The organism is Martinezella sp. CNPSo 3959, from assembly GCF_057784355.1.
In genome coordinates this window covers 183833-205970 of record NZ_JBXSOV010000008.1, presented here as the reverse complement: position 1 = coordinate 205970, position 22138 = coordinate 183833, and the positions used below count along the sequence as shown (strand labels likewise).

General features: G+C 60.7%; 20 protein-coding genes. All 20 read right to left on the bottom strand.

Going from position 1 to position 22138, the window contains the following annotated elements; all coding sequences use genetic code 11:
• Positions 1 to 103 precede the first annotated feature (103 nt).
• The 20 genes from trmB to mutS all read right to left on the bottom strand — a co-directional run bounded on the left by trmB (position 104) and on the right by mutS (position 22028).
• The gene (gene trmB / locus AC13RE_RS18675) at positions 104 to 805 is read right to left on the bottom strand and encodes a tRNA (guanine(46)-N(7))-methyltransferase TrmB (protein ID WP_488564023.1); all 702 of its coding nucleotides are present in this window, start codon (positions 803 to 805) and stop codon (positions 104 to 106) included.
• Positions 802 to 2055 carry a methionine adenosyltransferase gene (gene metK / locus AC13RE_RS18670; RefSeq protein WP_015338637.1) on the bottom strand — a complete coding sequence of 418 codons (1254 nt, stop codon included), beginning with the start codon at positions 2053 to 2055 and terminating at the stop codon, positions 802 to 804. Before metK ends, trmB begins: the two co-directional genes overlap by 4 nt.
• Positions 2056 to 2247: 192 nt before the next feature.
• On the bottom strand, positions 2248 to 2667 hold the full coding sequence (locus tag AC13RE_RS18665; protein ID WP_132716659.1) for a helix-turn-helix domain-containing protein: 420 nt from the start codon (positions 2665 to 2667) through the stop codon (positions 2248 to 2250).
• 151 nt (positions 2668 to 2818) lie between these two features.
• On the bottom strand, positions 2819 to 4420 hold the full coding sequence (gene lnt / locus AC13RE_RS18660; protein ID WP_488564022.1) for an apolipoprotein N-acyltransferase: 1602 nt from the start codon (positions 4418 to 4420) through the stop codon (positions 2819 to 2821).
• Positions 4421 to 4498: 78 nt separating this feature from the next.
• Positions 4499 to 5668 carry a hemolysin family protein gene (locus tag AC13RE_RS18655; protein WP_488484227.1) on the bottom strand — a complete coding sequence of 390 codons (1170 nt, stop codon included), beginning with the start codon at positions 5666 to 5668 and terminating at the stop codon, positions 4499 to 4501.
• Between the two features lie 25 nt (positions 5669 to 5693).
• Positions 5694 to 6200: an rRNA maturation RNase YbeY gene (gene ybeY / locus AC13RE_RS18650; RefSeq protein WP_488484228.1), complete on the bottom strand. Its 507-nt coding sequence runs from the start codon at positions 6198 to 6200 to the stop codon at positions 5694 to 5696.
• An 18-nt stretch (positions 6201 to 6218) separates the two neighbouring features.
• Positions 6219 to 7271, bottom strand: coding sequence for a PhoH family protein (locus tag AC13RE_RS18645; protein ID WP_488484229.1), 1053 nt, complete (start codon positions 7269 to 7271; stop codon positions 6219 to 6221).
• A gap of 30 nt (positions 7272 to 7301) precedes the next feature.
• On the bottom strand, positions 7302 to 8714 hold the full coding sequence (gene miaB, locus AC13RE_RS18640; protein ID WP_488564021.1) for a tRNA (N6-isopentenyl adenosine(37)-C2)-methylthiotransferase MiaB: 1413 nt from the start codon (positions 8712 to 8714) through the stop codon (positions 7302 to 7304).
• 61 nt (positions 8715 to 8775) lie between these two features.
• Positions 8776 to 9573, bottom strand: a complete 798-nt coding sequence (gene olsA, locus AC13RE_RS18635) for a lyso-ornithine lipid O-acyltransferase (RefSeq protein WP_132715685.1) — start codon at positions 9571 to 9573, stop codon at positions 8776 to 8778.
• A gap of 30 nt (positions 9574 to 9603) precedes the next feature.
• Positions 9604 to 10032, bottom strand: coding sequence for a Fur family transcriptional regulator (locus AC13RE_RS18630; protein WP_095433808.1), 429 nt, complete (start codon positions 10030 to 10032; stop codon positions 9604 to 9606).
• 121 nt (positions 10033 to 10153) lie between these two features.
• Entirely contained in the window at positions 10154 to 10648 is a 495-nt protein-coding gene (locus tag AC13RE_RS18625) for a GNAT family N-acetyltransferase (protein WP_488484233.1), read from the bottom strand.
• A gap of 2 nt (positions 10649 to 10650) precedes the next feature.
• Positions 10651 to 11307 carry a tRNA (adenosine(37)-N6)-threonylcarbamoyltransferase complex dimerization subunit type 1 TsaB gene (gene tsaB, locus AC13RE_RS18620; protein ID WP_488564020.1) on the bottom strand — a complete coding sequence of 219 codons (657 nt, stop codon included), beginning with the start codon at positions 11305 to 11307 and terminating at the stop codon, positions 10651 to 10653.
• A 26-nt stretch (positions 11308 to 11333) separates the two neighbouring features.
• On the bottom strand, positions 11334 to 11900 hold the full coding sequence (locus AC13RE_RS18615) for a NifU family protein (RefSeq protein ID WP_132715682.1): 567 nt from the start codon (positions 11898 to 11900) through the stop codon (positions 11334 to 11336).
• 117 nt (positions 11901 to 12017) lie between these two features.
• Entirely contained in the window at positions 12018 to 12509 is a 492-nt protein-coding gene (locus tag AC13RE_RS18610) for a universal stress protein (RefSeq protein ID WP_015338625.1), read from the bottom strand.
• A gap of 70 nt (positions 12510 to 12579) precedes the next feature.
• Positions 12580 to 13644, bottom strand: a complete 1065-nt coding sequence (gene trpS / locus AC13RE_RS18605; RefSeq protein WP_132715681.1) for a tryptophan--tRNA ligase — start codon at positions 13642 to 13644, stop codon at positions 12580 to 12582.
• Positions 13645 to 13755: 111 nt separating this feature from the next.
• Complete coding sequence (locus tag AC13RE_RS18600; RefSeq protein WP_488564019.1) at positions 13756 to 14148, bottom strand: VOC family protein; 393 nt, start codon at positions 14146 to 14148, stop codon at positions 13756 to 13758.
• Between the two features lie 268 nt (positions 14149 to 14416).
• Positions 14417 to 16018, bottom strand: coding sequence for a murein biosynthesis integral membrane protein MurJ (murJ, locus tag AC13RE_RS18595; protein ID WP_488564018.1), 1602 nt, complete (start codon positions 16016 to 16018; stop codon positions 14417 to 14419).
• Positions 16015 to 18930 carry a [protein-PII] uridylyltransferase gene (locus tag AC13RE_RS18590; protein ID WP_488564017.1) on the bottom strand — a complete coding sequence of 972 codons (2916 nt, stop codon included), beginning with the start codon at positions 18928 to 18930 and terminating at the stop codon, positions 16015 to 16017. The genes murJ and AC13RE_RS18590 overlap by 4 nt, the downstream gene beginning before the upstream one ends.
• A 118-nt stretch (positions 18931 to 19048) precedes the next feature.
• A complete protein-coding gene (locus AC13RE_RS18585) occupies positions 19049 to 19345 on the bottom strand; it encodes a hypothetical protein (RefSeq protein ID WP_488564016.1) in 297 nt (98 codons plus the stop codon).
• Positions 19346 to 19370: 25 nt separating this feature from the next.
• Positions 19371 to 22028 carry a DNA mismatch repair protein MutS gene (gene mutS, locus AC13RE_RS18580; RefSeq protein ID WP_488564049.1) on the bottom strand — a complete coding sequence of 886 codons (2658 nt, stop codon included), beginning with the start codon at positions 22026 to 22028 and terminating at the stop codon, positions 19371 to 19373.
• Positions 22029 to 22138 lie beyond the last annotated feature (110 nt).

The window sequence follows — 22138 nt, the reverse complement described above, 5'->3', positions numbered from 1 at the left end:
GCGCATAGCCGCGCATGCGCATGATCCAGACCGCCTCGAGCGGCGGTCCTCACGGGATGATGCGAATATTTCAATTTGAGATTCTCGCCCGTAATTGGAGCGATCAGACCCTCTTGAAGGTCAGATAGGCCGATGAGCGCCCTTCGCGCCTGGCCTTAGCCTCGTAACGCGTGCTTGGCCACCCCTCATAGGGCGTCAGCCAGTCGGCGGCATTCTGCGCAGTCCATTCGAAGCCACCATGCGCCTGGCAATGCTGCAGCGTCCAATTGACATAGGTGTCGATGTCGGATGCGAAGCAGAAGAGCGCCCCGGGCTTCAGGACACGATGGAAGCGGGCAAGATTCACCTGCGAAACGAAGCGGCGTTTCCAATGCTTCTTCTTCGGCCAGGGATCGGGATAGAGCAGGTCGATCTGGTCCAGGCAGGCGTCAGGCAGCCAATCCAGCACCTGCGTCGCATCGTCATTATAGACACGGATGTTGCGCGCGCCGGCGTCGTCGACGCTCGCAAGCAGCTTCTGCATCGAATTGACGAAAGGTTCTACGCCGATAAAGCCGATCTTCGGCTGCTCCAGCGCCCGGTGGATCAGATGCTCCCCACCGCCGAAACCGATCTCAAGGCGCAGACGCTCGGTCGGCACCGGGAAGAGATCGTTCAGCGGCTGCGGCGCCGGGGCGGAAAGATCGAGGATGAACTGCGGCAGCAATGCTTCCAGCTTTTCGGCCTGCTGGCCGCGCAAGGCTTTACCCTTGCGGCGGCCGAAGAATGCTTCCGTCGCCCGCGACCGGCGCTCGGTATCGATCATGCGGCTTCCCGGAGCTTTACGGCTTCCTTGAGAGCCTTCACCAGGTCCGTACGCTCCCAGGAGAAGGAGCCGTCGCGACCGGCCTTGCGGCCGAAGTGACCGTAAGCCGAGGTCTTGGCGTAGATCGGCTTGTTGAGGTCGAGGTGACGGCGAATGCCGGTGGGCGAAAGGTCCATGTTCTTGCGGATGGCCGCTTCGACCTGATCCTCGGTGACGTCCTTGCCCGTGCCGTGCAGGTCGACATAGATCGACAGCGGCTGGGCAACGCCGATCGCGTAGGAGAGCTGGATCGTGCAGCGATCGGAAAGACCGGCGGCAACGACGTTCTTTGCAAGGTAGCGCGCAGCATAGGCAGCGGAACGGTCGACCTTGGTCGTGTCCTTGCCCGAGAAGGCACCGCCGCCATGCGGGGCTGCGCCGCCGTAGGTATCGACGATGATCTTGCGGCCGGTGAGGCCGGCATCGCCGTCCGGACCGCCGATGACGAACTTGCCGGTAGGGTTGATGTACCACTTGCAGTCGGAGGCAATCTTCAGGTCGCCGAGCGCTTCGCGGATATAGGGCTCGACGACGGCGCGTACCTTCTTCGAATCCCAGCTGTCGTCGAGATGCTGGGTCGACAGCACGATCGAGGCCACTTCGGAGGGCTTGCCGTCGACATAGCGAACCGTCACCTGGCTCTTGGCGTCAGGCCCGAGCTTGGCGACTTCGCCATCGCCCTTCTTGCGGGCGGTTGCGAGCAGCTGCAGGATCTTGTGGGAATAGTAGATCGGCGCCGGCATGAGGTCAGGCGTTTCCTTGCAGGCGTAGCCGAACATGATGCCCTGGTCGCCGGCACCTTCGTCACCCTGCTGGTCGGCGGCATTGTCGACGCCCTGGGCGATATCGGCGGACTGCGAGTGCAGAAGCACATCGATGCGGGCCTTCTTCCAGTGGAAGCCGTCCTGCTCGTAGCCGATATCCTTGATGGCGCGGCGGGCGGCGGCCTTGAACTTCGAAGGATTGATGACGTCGTTGCCGTCCTTGTCCTTCTTCATCAGGCTCGGCGGGAGACGAACCTCACCGGCGATGACGACGCGGTTGGTGGTGGCAAGGGTCTCACACGCAATGCGCACGCTCCAAGGGTTCACGCCGGTCTTTGTGGCCTCGCGGTAAACCAGATCAACGATTTCATCGGAAATGCGGTCACAAACTTTATCCGGGTGACCTTCGGCAACAGACTCACTCGTAAACAGATAATTCGCGCGCATACGGGATTCCCCTCAAAGAACAAATCTCTGCTTTTGATATTCGTCTCCGGCGCGAAAAACAAGTCGCACAAGGACATAAATATATCTTTATATCCCCGCCAAAGTGATAAAATTTTGCCTTAAATAGGGAAAAGGCGGCCAAAACGGCCGCCTCCCGACTTTCTCGATCTTCTCTTGCTTTCGAAGTACTGCTTACTCAGCGTCGGCCTCGGCCGCGAGTGCCTTGACCAACTCGACAACCTTGCGTCGGACCTTGCCATCGGAAATCTTCACGAAGGCGCGGTTAAGCTGCAATCCTTCGGAAGAGGACAGAAAGTCGACGACGTAGTTGGAGCTGGATGCTTCGGCCATGCCGCCGGCACCGGCTGCGTGGTCACCCGGCGCATCCTCGAAAAAGAAGGAGACCGGGACATTGAGGATGCTGGAGATGTTCTGGAGGCGGCTGGCGCCGACGCGATTGGTGCCTTTTTCGTATTTCTGAATCTGCTGAAACGTAATTCCGAGGCTTTCGCCGAGCTTCTCCTGGCTCATGCCAAGCATCGTGCGGCGGAGGCGTATGCGGCTACCGACATGAATGTCGATGGGGTTCGGCTTCTTTTTATTCTCTATCATCATTTTACCCTAACATAGGTTGAATTCAGGACCTGCCACCCGGTACCCTTCTCCACCCCTATAACGCTACGTTGCAGCCGATGCCCCCAAGGCCTCCAGTCTACGTTCAAAAGGCGGATGTCTAGCACTATGCAATTTTAGGGTTTTTTGGTCAATTCACCCTAAAAATAAAACCCATGCGCGAAATCGTAGCGACCATACCGGCCACGGCGATGATCAACCAAAAGTATGTTTTTCTGGCCTTATCGTCGATGCGCGAAACGGTTGCGCCACCCAGAGTAGCATCAATAAAGCCTTGCTGGTTATAATCGATACCAGAAAGCAGACGTCCGTGTGCATCGACAAATGCTGAAATACCAGTATTGGCGCTCCGAATCAGCGGTAATCCCTGCTCCACCGCTCTCACTCTTGCCTGCAGGAAATGCTGGTATGGCCCTGGCGTATCGCCAAACCAGCCGTCGTTCGTAACGTTGAGGATGGCGTTGGCCTGCCTGATTTCCGGGGTCATCTCGTTCGGAAAAATGATCTCGTAACAGATCAGCGGATAGAATTTCAGGCCATCCGGCATGCTCAGCAATTCCCGTTTGGCGGCCGCTGAAAACCCTCCCGGCAGTTCGATGACATTTTCGATGCCGAGATAGCCGAGGATATGTTCGAAGGGGACGTATTCTCCGAAAGGAACCAGATGGGTCTTGTCGGAGGCCCCGATGATCTGACCTCGCCCATCGATGACGTAAATGGAGTTGTAATAACGCGGATCGACGCCGGGTCCCATATCTTCGATGCGGACGGCACCGGTAATCAGGATCTGGTCGTCGTCGAGCTGATCGGCGATGCGGGCGAGCGCATCGCGATTGTCGGTGAGGATGAAGGGCACGGCCGTTTCTGGCCAGACGATGATGTCAGGCCGCTTGCCGCCATTGGCAGGCGGCTGCACGGAAAGCGCCAGGTGCCTGTCGAAGATGGCGGCGCGATCGCCGGCGGTGTCCATCTTGGCTTCCTGGTCGATGGAAGGCTGGACGATGCGCACGACAGGCGCCGTCTTCACATCTGCCAACGGCGCCTCCGGCTGGCTCAGTGCATAATAGCCATAGCCGAAATGGGCTGAAACGATGAGAACGGCAAGCCCGAGCCCCGGCACCCGGCCCTGGCGCGTACCAAGCAATGCCGGTGCCGCGAAGACGAAGACAGCAAGCACGGTGACCCCGAGCACCCCGATCACATGCGCCGACTGCATCATCAGCGGAATGGGCATGGCGCCATAGCCGATGGCATTCCAGGGAAAGCCGCTGAAAAGGAAGCTGCGCAGCCATTCGAGAATGCCGAAGCTGAACGCAAGCGCGGCGATGCGTCCCATGCCATCGGACCACAGGACACGGGCAAGCATGGTCGCGACACCGTAGAAGACCGCCAGGAAGGCGGGAAGACCAAGGATCGCGAGCGGCAAGGCCCAGGCGAACTCGTCGGCATCGATCAGCAGCGCGTGGCCGAGCCACCAGAGGCCGGCGACAAAATAACCGAAGCCGAACAGCCAACCGGTGAAGAAAGCCGGCCACAGACGCCCGAACAGGCCACTATCCGGCCCAGCGGCAACGCCATCCAGCAGCCAGACCAGCAGCGTGAAAGAAATGAACATCGCCGCGAAGAAGCCGAAGGGCGGCAGTGCCAGCACCCCGATGGCTCCAGCAAGGATTGCAAGCAACGCACGTTTGAAACCCCAGACGAGGATCACCTTGCCCGAAAGCCATTCCATGCGCCAGCTCCGTCCAATCGCGAATCAACTGGCGGCAGTCTTTCAAAAAAGCAGCGTTTTGTCCCGCTGAAGCGCCATTTATTGGCTGGCGGCATTGCGTTCGGTTGGCATTTCCTCGGCGATCGCGTCGTGTGCCAGCAAGCCGCGTTCAGACGTTCCCGCTTCGCCCTCGAGCTTTGCTGGACGACGCCGGACAGCATGACGCTTGCGTGTGATGCGCACCCGCTTGATGCGGCGCGGATCGGCATCGAGAATATGAAACTCGAAGCCTGGAAGCGCCTGCACCACCTCACCGCGCACGGGAATGCGTCCGAGCGCGGAGAAGATCAGGCCACCAAGCGTATCCACCTCGTCCACCTGCTCGGCGATATCGAAATCCGGACCGATCGCGGCGGCGATCTCCTCGAGCTCGACACGGGCGTCGGCAACGAAGACGTCCTCGGAGACGCGCTTGAACATGACTTCTTCATCATCATGCTCGTCGTCGATATCGCCAACGACCATTTCGACGATGTCCTCATGCGAGGCCAGACCATCCGTGCCGCCATATTCGTCGATGACGAGGGCCATCTGCGTACGGTTGACCTGCATGCGGCGCAGCAGGTCGGAGGCGAGCATCGAGGGCGGCACGAAGAGGATCTTGCGGATGATGCCGGCCTCAGCCAGCGTCTTCTGCAGATCGACGCGCGAAAGATCGAAATTTGGCTTGGCGGACCGCACCGGCTTTTCGGCCGCAGGTGCTGCCGTTGCAGCGGCCGCTGTCTTAGCGCTGCCGCTGCGGCGCTTGTTGCGAGCCTGCTTAGCGACATAGGACAGCAGGTCGCGGATATGCACCATGCCACGCGGATCATCCAGCGTATCGGCATAGACGGGCATGCGTGAGCGGCCGCTTTCCTCGAAGAGGATCATCAGCTCGCCGATGGTGATGTTCTGATCCACGGCCTCGATGTCAGCGCGCGGCACCATGACATCCTCGACGCGCACCTCGCGGAAGCGCAGGATATTGTGCAACATCGCCCGCTCGTCCGCGGAGAAGGCGTCGTCGCCGGCCGCATTGGTCATCAGCGCGTCGGCAAGGTCCTCGCGCAACCGGGCGGAATCCTGTGCCGGGCGCAGAATGCGCGCGGCGCGTGCCCAGAAGGAAGAGTGGGATCGCTTGCCGTTGCTACTACTGCCTACCTCGTCGGAGGAGGCTGCATCGGCTCCGTCTTTGGCCTCGGGGGCCGATCTTGTCGTAAAGTCGCTCATTGTTCCTGGTCAGACAGGGTTCAGATCAAATGGGGTCTTGTCCCGCATAGGGATCAGATAGGCCAAGACTAGCCAAAATACGAGTCTCCAGCCCCTCCATTCTTTCGGCTTCGCTATTATTCATATGGTCGTAGCCGAAGAGATGCAAGAAACCATGCACCATCAAATGCGTGAGATGGTCGTCAAAACTCTTTTCGAGTTCTACCGCCTCACGCTCCACCGTCTCCCTGGCGATGATGATATCGCCCAGCATCGGGCCGGGCTTGCCGCCGGGTTCAAGCGGAAAAGCTGGAAAGGAAAGAACGTTCGTCGCCTTGTCCTGAGAGCGCCATTCCGCATTGATCTCGCGGATCGAGGCATCGTCGGTGAAAACCAGCGACAATTCGGGAGCCATTTTTGGAAATGGCTGCTTCTCGTGTTTCCTAAGATAATTTGCAGCTTCGCCCAGCACGCGCTCGGCAAGCGACTGCAATATTTCTTCGGAGGGCCAATCGCCCTCCTCCACGCTGATCTGTATATCGAGTTCGGCCATGAGCTTTCGTGCCGCAGATCAAATCTGCGGATCGCTTTCCTCTGCCTTTACGGCATAGGTGGAATCATAGGCCCGGACGATGCGCGCCACCAACGGATGACGGACGACGTCCGTATCCTTGAAGCGGACGATGGTGATGCCCTCGACGCCGTTCAGCAGCTCGAGCGCCTCCACCAGGCCGGACTTGACGCCGCGCGGCAAGTCGATCTGGCTTGGGTCGCCCGTCACGATCATCCGCGAATTTTCGCCGAGACGCGTCAGGAACATTTTCATCTGCATGGATGTCGTGTTCTGCGCCTCGTCGAGGATGACGGCGGCATTGGCAAGCGTGCGGCCGCGCATGAAGGCGAGCGGCGCGATCTCGATGACGCCTGCCGTGATGGCACGTTCGACCTTGTCGCCGGGCATCATGTCGTAAAGCGCGTCATAGAGCGGGCGCAGATAGGGATCGACCTTTTCCTTCATGTCGCCGGGCAGGAAGCCCAGACGCTCGCCGGCTTCGACGGCCGGGCGCGACAGGATGATCTTTTCGACCGCACCGCGCTCCAGGAGCTGGGCAGCATGCGCGACGGCGAGATAGGTTTTACCCGTACCGGCCGGACCGACACCGAGGACGAGCTCGGAGCGCTCCAGGGCCCGCATATAGGCATCCTGAGTCGGCGTCCGCGCAATGATCGTCTTCTTGCGCGTCGAAATCTGCGCCATTGTCAACTTTGCTTTTCTCTCCATGGTCGGCAGCGTCAATTGATCGTCGGCGGCAACCGCCATGCGGATTGCCCCTTCCACATCGGAACGCTCTACATTGCCGCCTTTTTGCAGCTTGTCATAGAGGTAATCGAGCGTGCGGCGCGCCTGATTGGTGGCCAGCACGTCGCCCGTGATGACGACTGAATTGCCACGGGCGCGGGCATCGATGCCGAGACGTTCCTCAAGCAGCTTCAAATTCTGGTCGAACTGCCCGAAGAGTTCACTGGCGAACCGATTGTTTTCGAACGTCAGGGTGAAGTGATTGGCGTCGCTCGCGGTGCGGGGCTGGCGCGATGAAGAAGAAACCAATTCCTGTCCGTTCAAGCGGTGCGGCTCCTTTGGTCCGTCCGGAACCTAGAGCAATTCAGCGAAAAGGCTGTTGGTGCTGGTTCCGGTGATTCGTACGTTAATAATGTCACCGATTTGCGATGCTTTTGCATCAACATTCACAGATTGCAGCCAAGGGGAGCGTCCAATCAACTGGCCAGGCATCCGGCCCGGCTTTTCCAGAAGGATATCCACTGTTTTGCCGACGCAAGCCTCCGCAAACGCATGTTGCTGCCGCAGCAGCAATGCCTGCAATCGCTCCAGCCGCTCGGTCTTGACCTCTTCGGGCACCTGATCCTTCAGCTCCGCACCGGGTGTGCCCGGCCGCGTCGAATATTTGAACGAGAAGGCCTGTGCATAATTCACCTCCTCGATGAGCTTCAGTGTATCCTCAAAATCCTGGTCTGTCTCCCCCGGGAAGCCGACGATGAAATCGCCGGAGAGAGCGATATCGGGGCGCGCAAGACGGATCTTCTCGATGAGCGTCAGATATTCGGCCGCCGTATGCCGTCGGTTCATTGCCTTCAGGATGCGATCCGAGCCGGCCTGCACCGGAAGATGCAGATAGGGCATCAGCGTTCGCAGGTCGCGATGGGCACCGATGAGGCGGTCGTCCATGTCGCGCGGATGGCTGGTCGTGTAGCGCAGGCGCGCGAGACCGGGGATTTCCGCCAGGCGATAGAGGAGATCGCCGAGGCTCCAGGCTTCGCCTTTCGGGCCGATGCCGTGCCATGCATTGACGTTCTGGCCGAGCAGCGTGATCTCGCGAACGCCGCCATCCACCAGCTTCTCGGCCTCCTCGACGATCTGTGAGACCGGACGGGAGACTTCGGAGCCGCGCGTATAGGGCACGACACAGAAGGTGCAGAACTTGTCGCAGCCTTCCTGCACCGTCAGGAAGGCAGTGACGCCGCGAGCACGGATCTTGGTCTTTTCGGCGATCGGCAGATGTTCGAACTTGTCCTCGATCGCATATTCCGTATCGACGACGCGCTGGCCTTCCTTGGCGCGGCGAAGCGCGTCCGGCAGGCGATGATAGGTCTGCGGGCCGATGACCACATCGACGGCAGGCGCGCGGCGCAGGATCTCTTCGCCCTCAGCTTGCGCGACGCAGCCGGTGACGCCGATCATCATTTCGCGGCCGTCGGCGGCCTTGCGCTTCTTCATCTCACGCAGGCGACCAAGCGCGGAATAGACCTTTTCGGCGGCCTTCTCGCGGATATGGCAGGTGTTCAAAAGGACGAGATCGGCCTCTTCCATGTCCTCGGTCGACTCATAGCCGTCGCGCGCGAGCGCATCGCTCATCCGCGTGGAATCATAGACGTTCATCTGGCAGCCATAGGTCTTGATGAAGACCTTGCGGCTGTTGGAGCCGTCGCGGGAACCGAGCTGCAAAGCGTCGGTCGCCGGGGCGTCGAGGGTCAGGCTATCCTTGGTCATACGCCGCTATGTAGTGGCTTTTGCTTTCGGAGAAAATGAAAAAGTTGGAATCACCTGGAAATCAGGCGATCTCGCGCCCGAGCAGGCGGCTGGCAAGCATCTTACGGATCCGCTTGGCGATGGTGGCACTGACTTCCTTGCGATTGGTGCCGGCGCGATAATCCACCGCCTCGCCGAAACAGACGTCGACATCGATGGCGCCGCACTGGATGATGCCCTTCAGATGCGGCACAAGCTCGATATCGCCAGGCCATGCCGTCAGCGGGCGATAATAGCGGCCCATCGGTGTTCCATGGACGCGGGTATAGGCGACCGCGACCGGCTGAACATGCACGACGGCATCCGGCGCCTTCGGCAGGGCGGCAGCGGCAGCACCGAACAGCGAGGATTTGACTTCGAGCAGCCGATTGCCGTCCGAGGTCGTCCCCTCGGGAAACAGCACCATGATTTCGCCGTCCGCCATGCGGTCGGCGATCTCATTCACCTGCTCGCCGGTCTTGCGCTTTTGCTCCCGCTCGACGAACACGCTTTTCTGCCACTGCGCGAAAAGCCCGAAGATCGGCCAGTCCCGCACTTCCGACTTGGCGATGAAGGAGACGTCAGCAACTGCCGACAATACGAGAATATCGAGCCAGGACGAATGGTTGGACGCCAGCATGAGAGGCCGGCTCGTCTCCATCTTGCCGACCACGTGGATGCGCACGCCAAGCCAATAGCAGACGATGCGATGCCAGTAGCGCGGCAGATAGCGCCGGAGCTTCCAGTCAAAGCGCAGGCAGAGGATCTGCAGCGGCAGCATCACCGCGCTGACAACGCCAATGACCACGGCGGCACAGCCGATGCGCAGCCAGGTCATCAAATCATTCGCTCCTGCTTGAAAGCCTTCACGTCAACCTTCGTCCTTCTTCAGCGGGATGCCATAAAGCTCCAGCCGGTGGTCGACGAGTTTGAAGCCGTGTTCGCGGGCTATACGTTCCTGCAGCGCCTCGATCTCCGGCGAGTGGAATTCGATCACCTGGCCGCTCTTCAGATCAATCAGGTGATCATGATGTTCTTCCGGCACGGTTTCGTAGCGGGAGCGACCATCGCGGAAATCGTGGCGGGCAAGAAGGCCGGCATCCTCGAAAAGCTTTACCGTGCGATAGACCGTGGAAATCGAGATCTTGGCATCCACCTCCACCGAGCGGCGATAAAGTTCCTCGACATCCGGGTGATCGCCGGAGCTCTCAATGATGCGCGCAATGACCCGGCGCTGCTCCGTCATGCGCATTCCGCGCTCGGCGCAAAGCTCCTCCAGGGATTTTACGGCGTCTTCCATCAATCGCTGTCTTCGGTCTGTGTGGACTGTGGCAACAGTTAGAGCGTCAAATTGCTGCTCTAACTATTTGTTTTGCCGCATTTGTGCGACGCCAGGTGATGCCACTTGGCTGCAAAATGCTCTAGCGAAGAACGCGGCGCATGACAAGCGCCGTCGACTTCTGGCCGTTTTCGCCGACATAATAGGCCTTGCGCTCAGCGACGGTTTCGAAACCGAGCTTGCGGTAGAGGCCTAGCGCCGGCTGATTGCCGCCATCGACCTCCAGGAACATGGTTTCGCCGCCGCGATTGCGGGCTTCCCGCAGCGCCGCCTGCATGAGGCGCCAGCCGAGACCGGAGCGTCCGAGCTTGGCATTGACGGCAATCGTCAGGATTTCGCCCTCGCCCGCCACATGCCGCGCCAGCACGAAGCCGGGAAGCGCCTTTTTCAGGATGGCGTTGGTCTGACGGGCGACGAAGCCGAAGGTGGTCTCCTGCGAAAGGAGACCCTGAAATTCAGTCTCGTCCCAAACCCGCGGGAACCGTTCGCCATGCAGGAGCGCCACTTCGGCGCAATCCTTCAGTTCCATCGGAACGATTTCGTATTCGGCTTTCAAGGTAAGATAGGATTCGAGCATGTCTATTGCCTGGCAACTGCGTATCCGGCCTGCGGTCTGGCATCGGGTCCGCGAAGATAAAGCGGCTTCGGCTTTTCGCCGGCAGGCTTGCCGGCGCCCAGCCGGGCGACGATGGCAATCGGAAATGCGTCTGGCCGCTCTGCCGGCGGCGCGTCGCTCAACCGGGCGACGGCCGTGCCGGTAACGATGCCGTCAAAGGCGCTGGCAATCGCCCGCGCTTCGTCGATCGTCACGGCCCGAGCCTCGTCCAGCGGGTTGCCATCCGCACCGAAGCTCTGGAGATAGATCTCCTCGCGCTTGGCATCGATGGCAGCCAGAACCGACTTGCCCGGATTCTGTGCTCGCGCGGTCGCTGCCATGACCTCGAGGGTCGTGACGCCAACTGCTGGAACATTGAGGGAAAGTGCAAATCCGCGTGCGGCTGCAACGCCGATGCGGATACCGGTGAAGGAACCGGGGCCGACGGTCACGACGACACGCTCGACCGCCGAAAGCGTTATGCCGGCTTTCGCCAACGCTCCGTCGACAACGTGCATCAGATGCTCGGCATGCCCCCGTCCGATCGTTTCCGTGACCTCCCCCATCACAGAATCACTGCCGCTATCATACACAGCGGCAGCGCAATCCACACCTGCCGTGTCGAGCGCCAGTACGATCATGTCAAATTTTCCGAAAAGCCTGAATATTAAACGGCTTCGACTTCCTGAACTTCGGGCACGAAATGGCGCAGCAGGTTCTGCACGCCATGCTTTAGCGTCGCCGTCGAGGACGGGCAACCGGCGCAGGAACCCTTCATGTTGAGATAGACCTTGCCGTCACGGAAGCCGCGGAAGGTGATGTCGCCGCCATCCTGGGCAACGGCCGGGCGAACGCGGGTATCCAGCAGCTCCTTGATAGTCAGCACGATCGATTCATCGCCTTCATCGAAGAATTCGCCACCGGCATCCTGCACTTCGGAGAGAACCGACGCCGAGCCCATGACCGGCTTGCCGGACATGAAATGCTCCATGATCGAACCGAGGATAGCGGGCTTAAGATGCTGCCACTCCTGATTTTCCTTGGAGACGGAAATGAAGTCGTAGCCGAAGTAAACGCCGATGACGCCCGGGATTTCGAAGAGTCGGGCAGCCAGCGGCGAAGCTTCGGCTTCCTCGGCGCTGCGGAACTCGGCCGTGCCATTTTCCATCACCACTTTGCCCGGCAGGAACTTGAGGGTCGCGGGGTTCGGCGTCGCTTCGGTCTGAATGAACATCTTGATCTCCATGCGGCGGGCGGAAACCCTGTCCCGACTTTAGAATATTTCAAAAGAAGATAGGCCTTTTGGCCATTCTATTCAAGAGAATGTTTCTCAAGAAATGGCGTCTGCCCATCAACTCAGAGCGTCGATTTCCTCGTTGCTCAGCGTGTCCGGAAGCACCGTCACCGGGATCGGAAAAGCGGTTGCGCGACCGGCGATCGACGAAACCAGTGGACCGGGACCCTCCTTGGCAGACCCTGCCGCAAGAACGAGGAGCGCGATGTCCCGATCCTCTTCAATCAAGGCATTGATCTGCTCGGCGGCCGATCCCTCACGAATGACAATTTCGGCGTCAATCCCGACATTCTCGCGCACGGCCTGCGCCGCCTTTGCCGTTGCTGCCTCCGCTTCCTCGCGCGCTTCCGCCCGCATGATCTCCTCGACGCCAAGCCATTGCTGGAAGTCACCCTCGGGAATCACATAGAGCAGAACGAGGCCGCCATTGGAGTTCTTGGCGCGCCGGCCGGCATAATGGACGGCGCGCTGGCATTCTGGGGTGCCGTCGATGACCGCCATGAACTTGCGGCGATGACCTTCGAGCCGTGAGAGACGTTTTGAAACCATGCGGCGATTCTGACACCCGAAGACGACGTTTTGCAAGCCCCCGATTCAGGCGGCGGCCTGCATGCCGATATCAATATAGAAAGCCGATAATATCGCGAACCTGCTTCATGGTCACATCGGCACGAGCGCGGGCGCGGGCGCCGCCATCGCGCAGAACGGCGTCGATATGGCCGGGATCGGCCATCAGGCGGCGCATTTCCGTCGTGATTGGCGAGAGCACATGTACGGCGAGATCGACCAGCGCCGGCTTGAAGACGGAGAACTGCTGGCCGCCGAATTCGGAGAGGACCTCCGCCTTCGACTTGTCGGCGAGGGCCGCGTAGATGCCCACCAGATTGTCGGCTTCCGCACGGCCGGCGAGACCGGCGATTTCGCTCGGCAAGCCATCGGGATCTGTCTTCGCCTTGCGGATTTTCTTGGAGATGTTTTCCTCATCATCGAGCAGATTGATGCGCGAGAGGTCCGATGCGTCGGATTTCGACATCTTCTTCGTGCCGTCGCGCAGCGACATGACGCGCGGCGCCGGGCCATCGATCAGCGGCTCGACCATCGGGAAATAGGCGTGCACCGGCTCGTCGCCGACGGTGATATCGATGCCATAACCCGTGCGGCGGATATGCTCCATGTAGTCCAGATTGAACTTCATAGCGATGTCGCGGGTCAGCTCCAGATGCTGCTTCTGGTCGTCACCGACTGGAACATGGGTGGCGCGATAGAGCAGAATGTCGGCAGCCATCAGGCTCGGATAGGCATAAAGACCGAGCGAGGCCTGCTCGCGGTCCTTGCCGGCCTTGTCCTTGAACTGCGTCATGCGGTTCATCCAGCCGATACGGGCGACGCAGTTGAAGATCCAGGCAAGCTCGGCATGGCCGGGCACGGCCGACTGGTTGAAGACGATATGCTTTTCCGGGTCGATGCCGGCGGCAAGGAAGGCCGCGGTGATCGAGCGCGTCTGGTTCGGCATGTCCTCATGGACGAGCTGCGCCGTCAGCGCATGCATGTCGACGACGCAATAGATGCAGTCGTTGTTGGCCTGCAGGGCCACGAACTTGCGGATCGCGCCAAGATAGTTACCGAGGTGGAGATTGCCGGTAGGCTGAACGCCGGAGAATACGAGCGGCTTGAATTCGGTCATGTCGTCCTCAAAAGGCTTGTGGAGGGCCCGGGTGAGCAATGCTCGACCCTTGGTTTCGAGCGGCTTATGCACGTGGGATCGATGGGGATCAAGTGGCTATGTGACAGAGTCTCAGGAAGAATGCTGGATCAGATCCCAAGTGTTGCCATAGGGATCGGCAAAGACCGCCACCGTGCCATAGACCTCATGGCGCGGTTCCTCCAGAAAACGCACGCCCTTTGCCTTCATCGTGGCATGATCGCGGGTGAAATCATCGGTCTTGAGGAAGAAGCCGACGCGGCCGCCGGTCTGGTTGCCGATCGCCGCGCGCTGGCTGTCGCTGGCGGCTTGAGCGAGCAATAGCGCGGCGCCCTCCGTGCCTTTCGGCCTGACGACAACCCAGCGCTTGCCCTCCGGCTGCACCTCGTCAGCCAAGCACTCGAAGCCAAGGGCATCGCAATAGAAGGCTTTGGCGCGGTCGTAATCATCGATGACGAGGGCGACGAGGAAGAGGGATTGGGGCATTGGGGCTCCGCGAACAAAATAAACTGCGCATATGTGGAGGGTGCGTATCCCCCTCTGTCCCTATCGGGACATCTCCCCCACAAGGGGGAGATCGGTAGCGCGTGGCACCTACTCATATCTAATCATTAACGTGCTCATAAGGGTGGGCCTACTGTTTACGAAGGGCGCGGCAAACTCCCAACAATCTCCCCCCTTGTGGGGGAGATGTCGCGGCAGCGACAGAGGGGGGTTACGCGATCTCAGCTCGCGCGACAGCCGGCGTCGCTGTCTACTCCCCATTCACCGCCTTCGCATCCGACGCTGGCGCCGGGCGCTTGCGCTTCAAATTGCGGCGTATCATGCCCACATCCACACCGCCGATCAGGAAGGCGGCAATGAAGTATACTGCCATCGCAATCAATATGAGCAAGCCCAGGACGCCGGTCTTGGTGAGCAGCGTCGAGCCGGAACCCAGAAGCGGCTCCCACCGATGAGACAAATATACGATGACGCCACCCATGACGGCGGAGGAGACGAGCAACATGGCGGTGCGCCGCACCAGCGACCATTCCCAGACGAGATGCCCGCGGCGATAGAGGGTCACGAAGAGCTGTACAGCGTTCAGCCATCCGGCAACCGCCTCGGCAAGCGCAATGCCACGCTCGGCCAGCACCGGGAAAAGCAGGATGGACAGCGCCGAATTGACGGCGACGGCGACCGCCGTGTAGCGCATCGGCGATTTCGTATCTTCGCGGGCATAAAAGCCGGGCTGCAAGGCCTTGATCAGCACGAAAGCCGGTAGACCCAGGCCGAAGATGGCGAGGATGGAGCCGACCAGCGTTGTATTGTTCGCGTTAAAGGCGCCGCGCTCGTAAAGCACGCGGATGATATCGTCGGAGAGCAGCCACAGGGCGACTGCGGCCGGCAACGTCAGGAACAGCACGAATTCGATCGAGCGGTTCTGGATATTGGCGGCTTCCTTGATATGGCCCGACTTCAGCGAACGCGCCAATTCCGGCAGAAGCACGATTCCGACTGCGACGCCGACGACACCGAGCGGCAGCTGGTAGATGCGGTCTGCATATTGCAGGGCGGCGATTGCGCCTTCCTTGCCCGAGGCAATCGCCTGGCCGATGACCAGATTGATCTGAGTGACGCCGCCGGTGATGGCCGCTGGGATCGCAAGAAGCAAGAGCCGCTTGACATTGGGCGTGAAGCGCGGAAAGCGCAGACCGATATTGATGCCGGCATGGCGCACGCCGATATAGACGACGGCCAGCTGCAGCACGCCTGCCACCAGTACCGACCAGGACAGATACCAGGCGGTGGTCAGCGGATCGGCGCCGAAATAGATCGCGTAGAACAGCGCGCTGATCATCACCAGGTTGAGGAAGATCGGAGCCACGGCCGCGGCGAAGAAATGATGCAGCGAATTCAGCATGCCGCTCATCATCGCCGTCAGCGACATCGACATGAGATAGGGGAACATCACGGCCGCCAACCGGACCGTCAGGTCGAATTTCTCGGTATCGTCGGCAAAACCAGGCGCGATGACCCAACGCACCAGGAGCGGCATGGCCAGTTCCATGACGATGGTGATCAGCAGCAGGACCGAGAAGAGAACGCCGAACACCTCTTCCGAGAAGCGCTTGGCGCCATCAATGCCGTTCGCCTCGATTTCCTTGGCAAAGAGCGGCACGAAGGCGGCGTTGAAGGCACCTTCGGCAAACAGCCGGCGGAAGAGGTTCGGAAAGCGGAAGGCAGCGTAGAAGACGTCAGCCATCGGCCCCGTGCCGAGGGCGGCGGCCATCAGCGTTTCGCGGGCGAAGCCGAAGATGCGGCTGCCGAGCGTCGCGCCACCGACGGTGATGAATTTCTTGACTAGGCTCATGCGGCTGAACCGGCTTTCTTCTCGGTGTCTGACTTTTCGACGGCGACGCCACGCGTGGCGGCGGGCGCGATGATGCCGGAGGGCATGCGCTCGCGCATTTCATCCTCCTCGCCCGCCATGACGGCTTTCAGGCGGGCGGTGATATAGGCTCGCCTGTTCTCGTTGGAAATCTTCTGGCCCACCAGGTCGGCGACATAGAAGGTGTCGATGACCTTTTCGCCGAAGGTGGTGATGCGGGCAGACTGGATATCGAGCGACAGGTCCGAAAGAACGGCGGTGATTTCCGACAGCAGGCCCGGGCGGTCGAGGCATTCGACCTCGATGACCGTGAACTTGTTGGAGAGGCTGTTGGTGATGATCACCGACGGTGGGATGACGAAAGCCTTGTTCTTGCGGCGGTTCTTCGTCCGCGTCGCGATGACCTCCGGCAGCCGTTTGCGGCCGGCCAGCACATCCTCGATCATCTTGCCGATGGTGGCGGCGCGGCGCAGCTCGTCGGCATCGTCGGGGAATTCGCGGCTGACATGGATGGTGTCGAGCGCGCGGCCGTCCGATGTCGTGAAGATCTGCGCATCGGCAATATTGGCCCCGGCAGCGGCGCAGGCGCCGGCGATCACAGTCAAAAGACGCGGATGGTCGGGCGAGAGCACGGTGATTTCGGTAATGGCGTGGAAGCTATCGGTGCGCACCATCGTGGCGAGGACCTTGCCCGCCTTGTCGGATTCACGCATGAACTGCGTATGGCGGATCTGATCTTCCAGCGGCACGGACAGCAGATAGGGCTGATAGTGCAGCTTGACGTAGGCCTTGCGCTCCTTCTGGCTCCAATCGGCAAGTGCGTGTTCCAGCGCTTCGGCGGCAGCCTCCGCCCGTTCCTTGCGCGACACCTCGGAGAACCCGCCTGACAGCAGCAGCTCGGTTTCATAATAGAGCGTGCGCAGCAGCTGACCCTTCCAGCCGTTCCAGACCCCAGGGCCGACGGCGCGGATGTCGCAGACAGTCAGGATCAGCAGCATCTTCAGCCGGTCGAGCGACTGCACGCGGTCGGCAAAATCGATGATCGTCTTGCGGTCGGTCAAGTCGCGCGTCTGGGCGACCATCGACATGGTCAGATGTTCCGCGATCAGCCAGACCACCAGCTCCGTCTGCTTCGGTGAAAGGCCGAAGCGCGGGCAGAGCTTGCGTGCAACTGCGGCACCGGCTTCCGAATGATCCTCCTCGCGGCCCTTGGCGATATCGTGCAACAGGACGGCGACATAGAGCGCATCGCGATCCTCAATATTGGGCATCAGCTTGTTGGTGAGCGGATGAATATCCTCCGCTTTGCCCTTGTCTATCTCCGACAGCACCTCGACGGCACGGATCAGATGCTCGTCCACCGTATAGTGATGATACATGTTGAACTGCATCATCGAGACGATCTTGCCGAATTCCGGAATGAAGCGGCCGAGCACACCGGCCTCGTTCATGCGGCGCAGGATCAGCGCTGGATCGCGTTTCGAGGTAAGGATGGAGAGGAAGAGGCGGTTCGCCTCCTCGTTCTCGCGCAGATCGTTGTCGATCAGGCTCAGCGAGCGGGTGACGCGCTTCAATGCATCCGGATGGAATTCGAGGCCGTTGATGTCGGCGACGAAGAACAGCCGGATGAGACTGACCGGATCGCGCTTGAAGACATCGGGATTGGCAAGCGCGATGCGGCCGCGATCCTCGACGAATTCGACGGTGCCGGGGATCTTGCGCGAACGGTTGGCAAAACGGCTGATGACGCCGGTGAGGCCCGGAGTGGCCTTCGCCTGCTGGTCCTCCAATGCAGCGCAGAGGATGCGGGTGAGATCGCCGACATCCTTGGCGACGAGGAAATAGTGCTTCATGAACCGCTCGACGGCGGAAAGGCCCGGGCGGGCGTTATAGTCGAGGGCTGCAGCGATATCGCGCTGGATATCGAAGGAAAGCCGCTCTTCCGCCTTGCCGGTCAGGAAATGCATGTGGCAGCGCACGGCCCAGAGGAAATCCTCGGCCTTTTCGAAGAGACGATATTCCTGCTTCGAGAGCACGCCGAGCTTTACCAGCTCGGCGGGATCACGGACGTGGTAGTAATATTTCGAGATCCAGAACAGCGTGTGCAGATCGCGCAGGCCACCCTTGCCTTCCTTGACGTTCGGCTCGACCAGATAGCGGGTATCGCCGGCCTTGCGATGGCGCTCGTCACGTTCGGCGAGCTTGGCGGCGATGAATTCCGGGCCGGTATTGGTGACGATTTCCTTGTCGAAGCGCGCCTGCAGCTCGCGCTCCAGTGCGATGTTGCCGCAGATATAGCGGGTTTCGAGGATGGCGGTGCGCACCGTCATATCGGACTTGGCCTCGCGGATGCATTCCTCGACCGTGCGCGTGGCGTGGCCGACTTTGAAGCCCATGTCCCAAAGCATATAGAGAATGAATTCGACCGCCTTGTGCGTCTCGCTCGCCGGCTTCGGCTGGAAGAGGAAGAGAAGGTCGATATCGGAGCCCGGCGCCAGCGTATCGCGGCCATAACCGCCGACGGCGGTGACGGAGAAGGCGCCTGCCTGTTTCGGATAGACGTGACGGACGGTGAAATCGTAGAGGACGGTGATGATCTGGTCCTGCAGCCAGGAAATCCGGTGCGCGCAATTGAGCCCGCTGCCGTCGGCCATCAGCAATTGCCGTGCTTCTTCCCGTCCATCCTGGCTTGCCTTTTTCAACAGCGCCAGCAGCACGGAGCGCTCTTCATTCTTCTCCAGACCGCGTTTGGCGAGAGCCTCGCACTCCGCCTTCAGCGCGGATACATCGAGAATGGTCGTAAAATCGATATGATGCGTTTCCATGCTCTGCCGATCGGCTTTCTCTTCGCTGACCGCGGCCCGTTGCCGGCGCGCCTGTCTTTTCGTCTGCATGCGCTATAGCCTCTTTGACCCGCGATTAACACAGGTATTCTGGGCCTGGTCTTTCCATGATTTCTACCGGGCCAAAGTTGACGAAGCGTGACGGCAATCGACGCAGAAGCCGGCGGTTTTAGGGCCTTGCCGGCTCGATCGCCCGTCTGAGCTCGTTCAAGCTATATAATATGTTTCGCGACTGGGCGCCGATCTGCGTCACCATTTCGCGCTCGCATTCCCAATAACCGGCCTTGGCGATCTTTGAGCAAATATCGGAAATGCGGCTGCAGGACAGCGTAATATCGAGCAGGCCACGATCGGAGTCACAATCCGGAGGCTCCCCCTCGCCACAGATCTTGCCGCGCGCGGCGATCGGAGAGAAGCGCTCACCCAGAGTGCGGACTTCGGCGAGAAGAACTTCGAGATACATCATATTGCCCTTGGAATATCGCCTGTGGTCAGCTGCTTTTGGTAAGCGTTTTCTTCAGTTCATAAAGCACATCCAGAGCGGCGCGCGGCGTCAGATCGTCCAGATCCAGCGTTTTCAGCCGTTCCTCGACCTTGGACGGCTCGCGCCGGCCAACGGCCTCCTCCCGGCGGACTGCCACCTGGAAGAGAGGCAGATCGTCGATGAGCTGGCTTGCCGGATTCTTGCGGTCGGCATCTTCAAGCCGCGTCAGGACATCGCGGGCTCGCGCCACCACGGACGCCGGAAGGCCGGCAAGACGCGCGACCTGAATGCCGTAGGAGCGATCGGCAGCACCCGGCCCGACCTCGTGCAGGAAGATGACATCGCCATCCCATTCCTTGACGCGCATGGTGGCATTGGAAAGTCGGCCGAGCTTCTCCGATAGCACTGTCAGTTCATGGAAATGCGTGGCGAAGAGGCCGCGGCATCGATTGGCCTCGTGCAGATGTTCGACGGCGGCCCAGGCGATGGAAAGGCCATCGAAGGTTGCGGTGCCACGCCCGATCTCATCAAGGATGACGAGAGAGCGTTCCGTCGCCTGATTGAGGATCGCCGCCGTCTCGACCATCTCGACCATGAAGGTCGAACGGCCGCGGGCCAGATCGTCGGAAGCGCCGACGCGCGAGAACAGCCGGTCGACGATGCCGATGTGAGCGGAAGCGGCCGGCACGAAGGAACCCATCTGCGCGAGAATGGCGATCAAAGCATTCTGGCGCAGGAAGGTCGACTTACCGCCCATGTTCGGGCCGGTCAGGAGCCAGATGGCGCCATCCTTGCCATCGGCCTTCGGCGAGAGATCGCAATTGTTGGCGACGAACGGACCGCCGGCCTGACGGCGGAGTGCCTGCTCCACCACCGGATGGCGGCCGCCCTCGATGGCGAACATGCGGCTGCCATCGACGATGGGTCGGCAATAGGCCTGCTCCTCGGCAAGGAGCGCAAGGCCGGCTGCGACATCGATCACCGAGAGCGCGCGGGCGCCCGCCTTGATCGCCTCGGCAGCAGCCACCACGGCTGCGACCATGCGGTCGAAGGCCTCGAGCTCGATTGCCAGCGCCTTGTCGGCAGCGTTGGCGATGCGGCTTTCGAGATCGGCAAGTTCGGTCGTGGTGAACCGCATGGCATTCGCCATGGTCTGGCGATGGATGAAGCGCGCCTTGGCTTCGCTCGTATCCGTCATCGGACCAGCATTGCCGGCGGTGACCTCGATGAAGTAGCCGAGCACATTATTGTGCTTGATCTTTAGCGACTTGATGCCGGTTTCCTCGGCATATTGCAGCTGCAGGCCGGCGATGACGCGGCGGGACTGATCGCGCAATGCCCGCACTTCGTCGAGCTCGGCATTCGCCCCTTCACGCAGGAAACCGCCATCACGCTTCAGCAGGGGCAGCTCGTCGGCAAGTGTCGCGGCGAGCATCGCTTCAAGATCGGCGGGCAAGGCAACGAGCCCGGTCAATGCAGCCTTCAGCTCTTCCGGCAGAAGTGCAGTTCCGAGCATGCGGGCAACGTCGGTTGCGGCTGCCAAGCCCTGGCGGATCGCCCAGAGATCGCGGGGGCCGCCACGATCGAGTGCGAGGCGCGACAGGGCGCGCGGCATGTCAGGCACATGCTTCAATGCCGAACGCAGATCGCTGCAGAGCGACGGCTCCTCGGTCAGAAAACCGATCGAATCCAGACGCTCATTGATACGGGCGGGGTCGGTCAGCGGCGACATCAGCCGCTCGGCGAGGAGGCGAGCACCGCCGCCGGTCACTGTGCGATCGATCGCTTTCAGCAGCGAGCCATTGCGGTCGCCGGAGAGCGTGCGCACCAGTTCCAGATTGGCGCGGGTGGCGGGATCGATGAAAAGCGTCGAGGCGCCGCTTTCACGCTCCGGCAACCCTAGCGGCGGCCGCTCGGCGAGCTGGGTCTTTTCGACATAGGCGATGGCGGCGGCGGCGGCGGCCAGTTCGGCGCGGGTGAACGTGCCGAAACCATCGAGCGTCGACACGCCGAAGTAACGGGTGATTCGCCCTTCGGCGCTGGCGCTGTCGAACAGCACGGCCGGCTGCGGAACGGCAGTCCGGCCGAGAATGTCGAAAACCGGCTTCAATTCCGGATCGTGGAACATCGTATCCGGCAGGATCAGCTCTCTCGGATCGATGCGCAGGATATCGGCGAGCAGCCTTGACGCCTCCGTCTCGGCGAGGCGGAAAACGCCTGTGGAAATATCGATCCAGGCGAGCGCCAGCTGCGGCTCGGCGCCACCGCGAATGCGTGTCAGCGCCATCAGATAATTGGATTCCGAAGGCGAAAGCAGCTTTTCTTCGGTGATCGTGCCCGGCGTCACCAGGCGCACGACATCGCGCCGCACCACCGACTTGCCACCACGCTTCTTGGCTTCCGCCGGGTCTTCCACCTGCTCGCAGACGGCGACGCGGAAACCGAGGGCGATCAGCTTTTGCAGATAATCGTCGGCGGCATGAACCGGTACGCCGCACATCGGGATATCCTGCCCCATGTGCTGGCCGCGCTTCGTCAGCGTGATGCCGAGCGCACGCGAGGCATCGACGGCGTCTTCGAAGAACAATTCGTAGAAGTCGCCCATGCGGTAGAACAGCAGCGAACCGGGATTGCTCGCCTTGATCTCGATATATTGCTCCATCATCGGAGTAGCCGAGGCGCGGCTTTCCTCCGAGGCAAGCTCGGCGGCCGAGAAAGCATCGATGCTGGCGTTAATACGTTCGTTCACGGAGGTGCAGTTTTTCCAAAAAAATG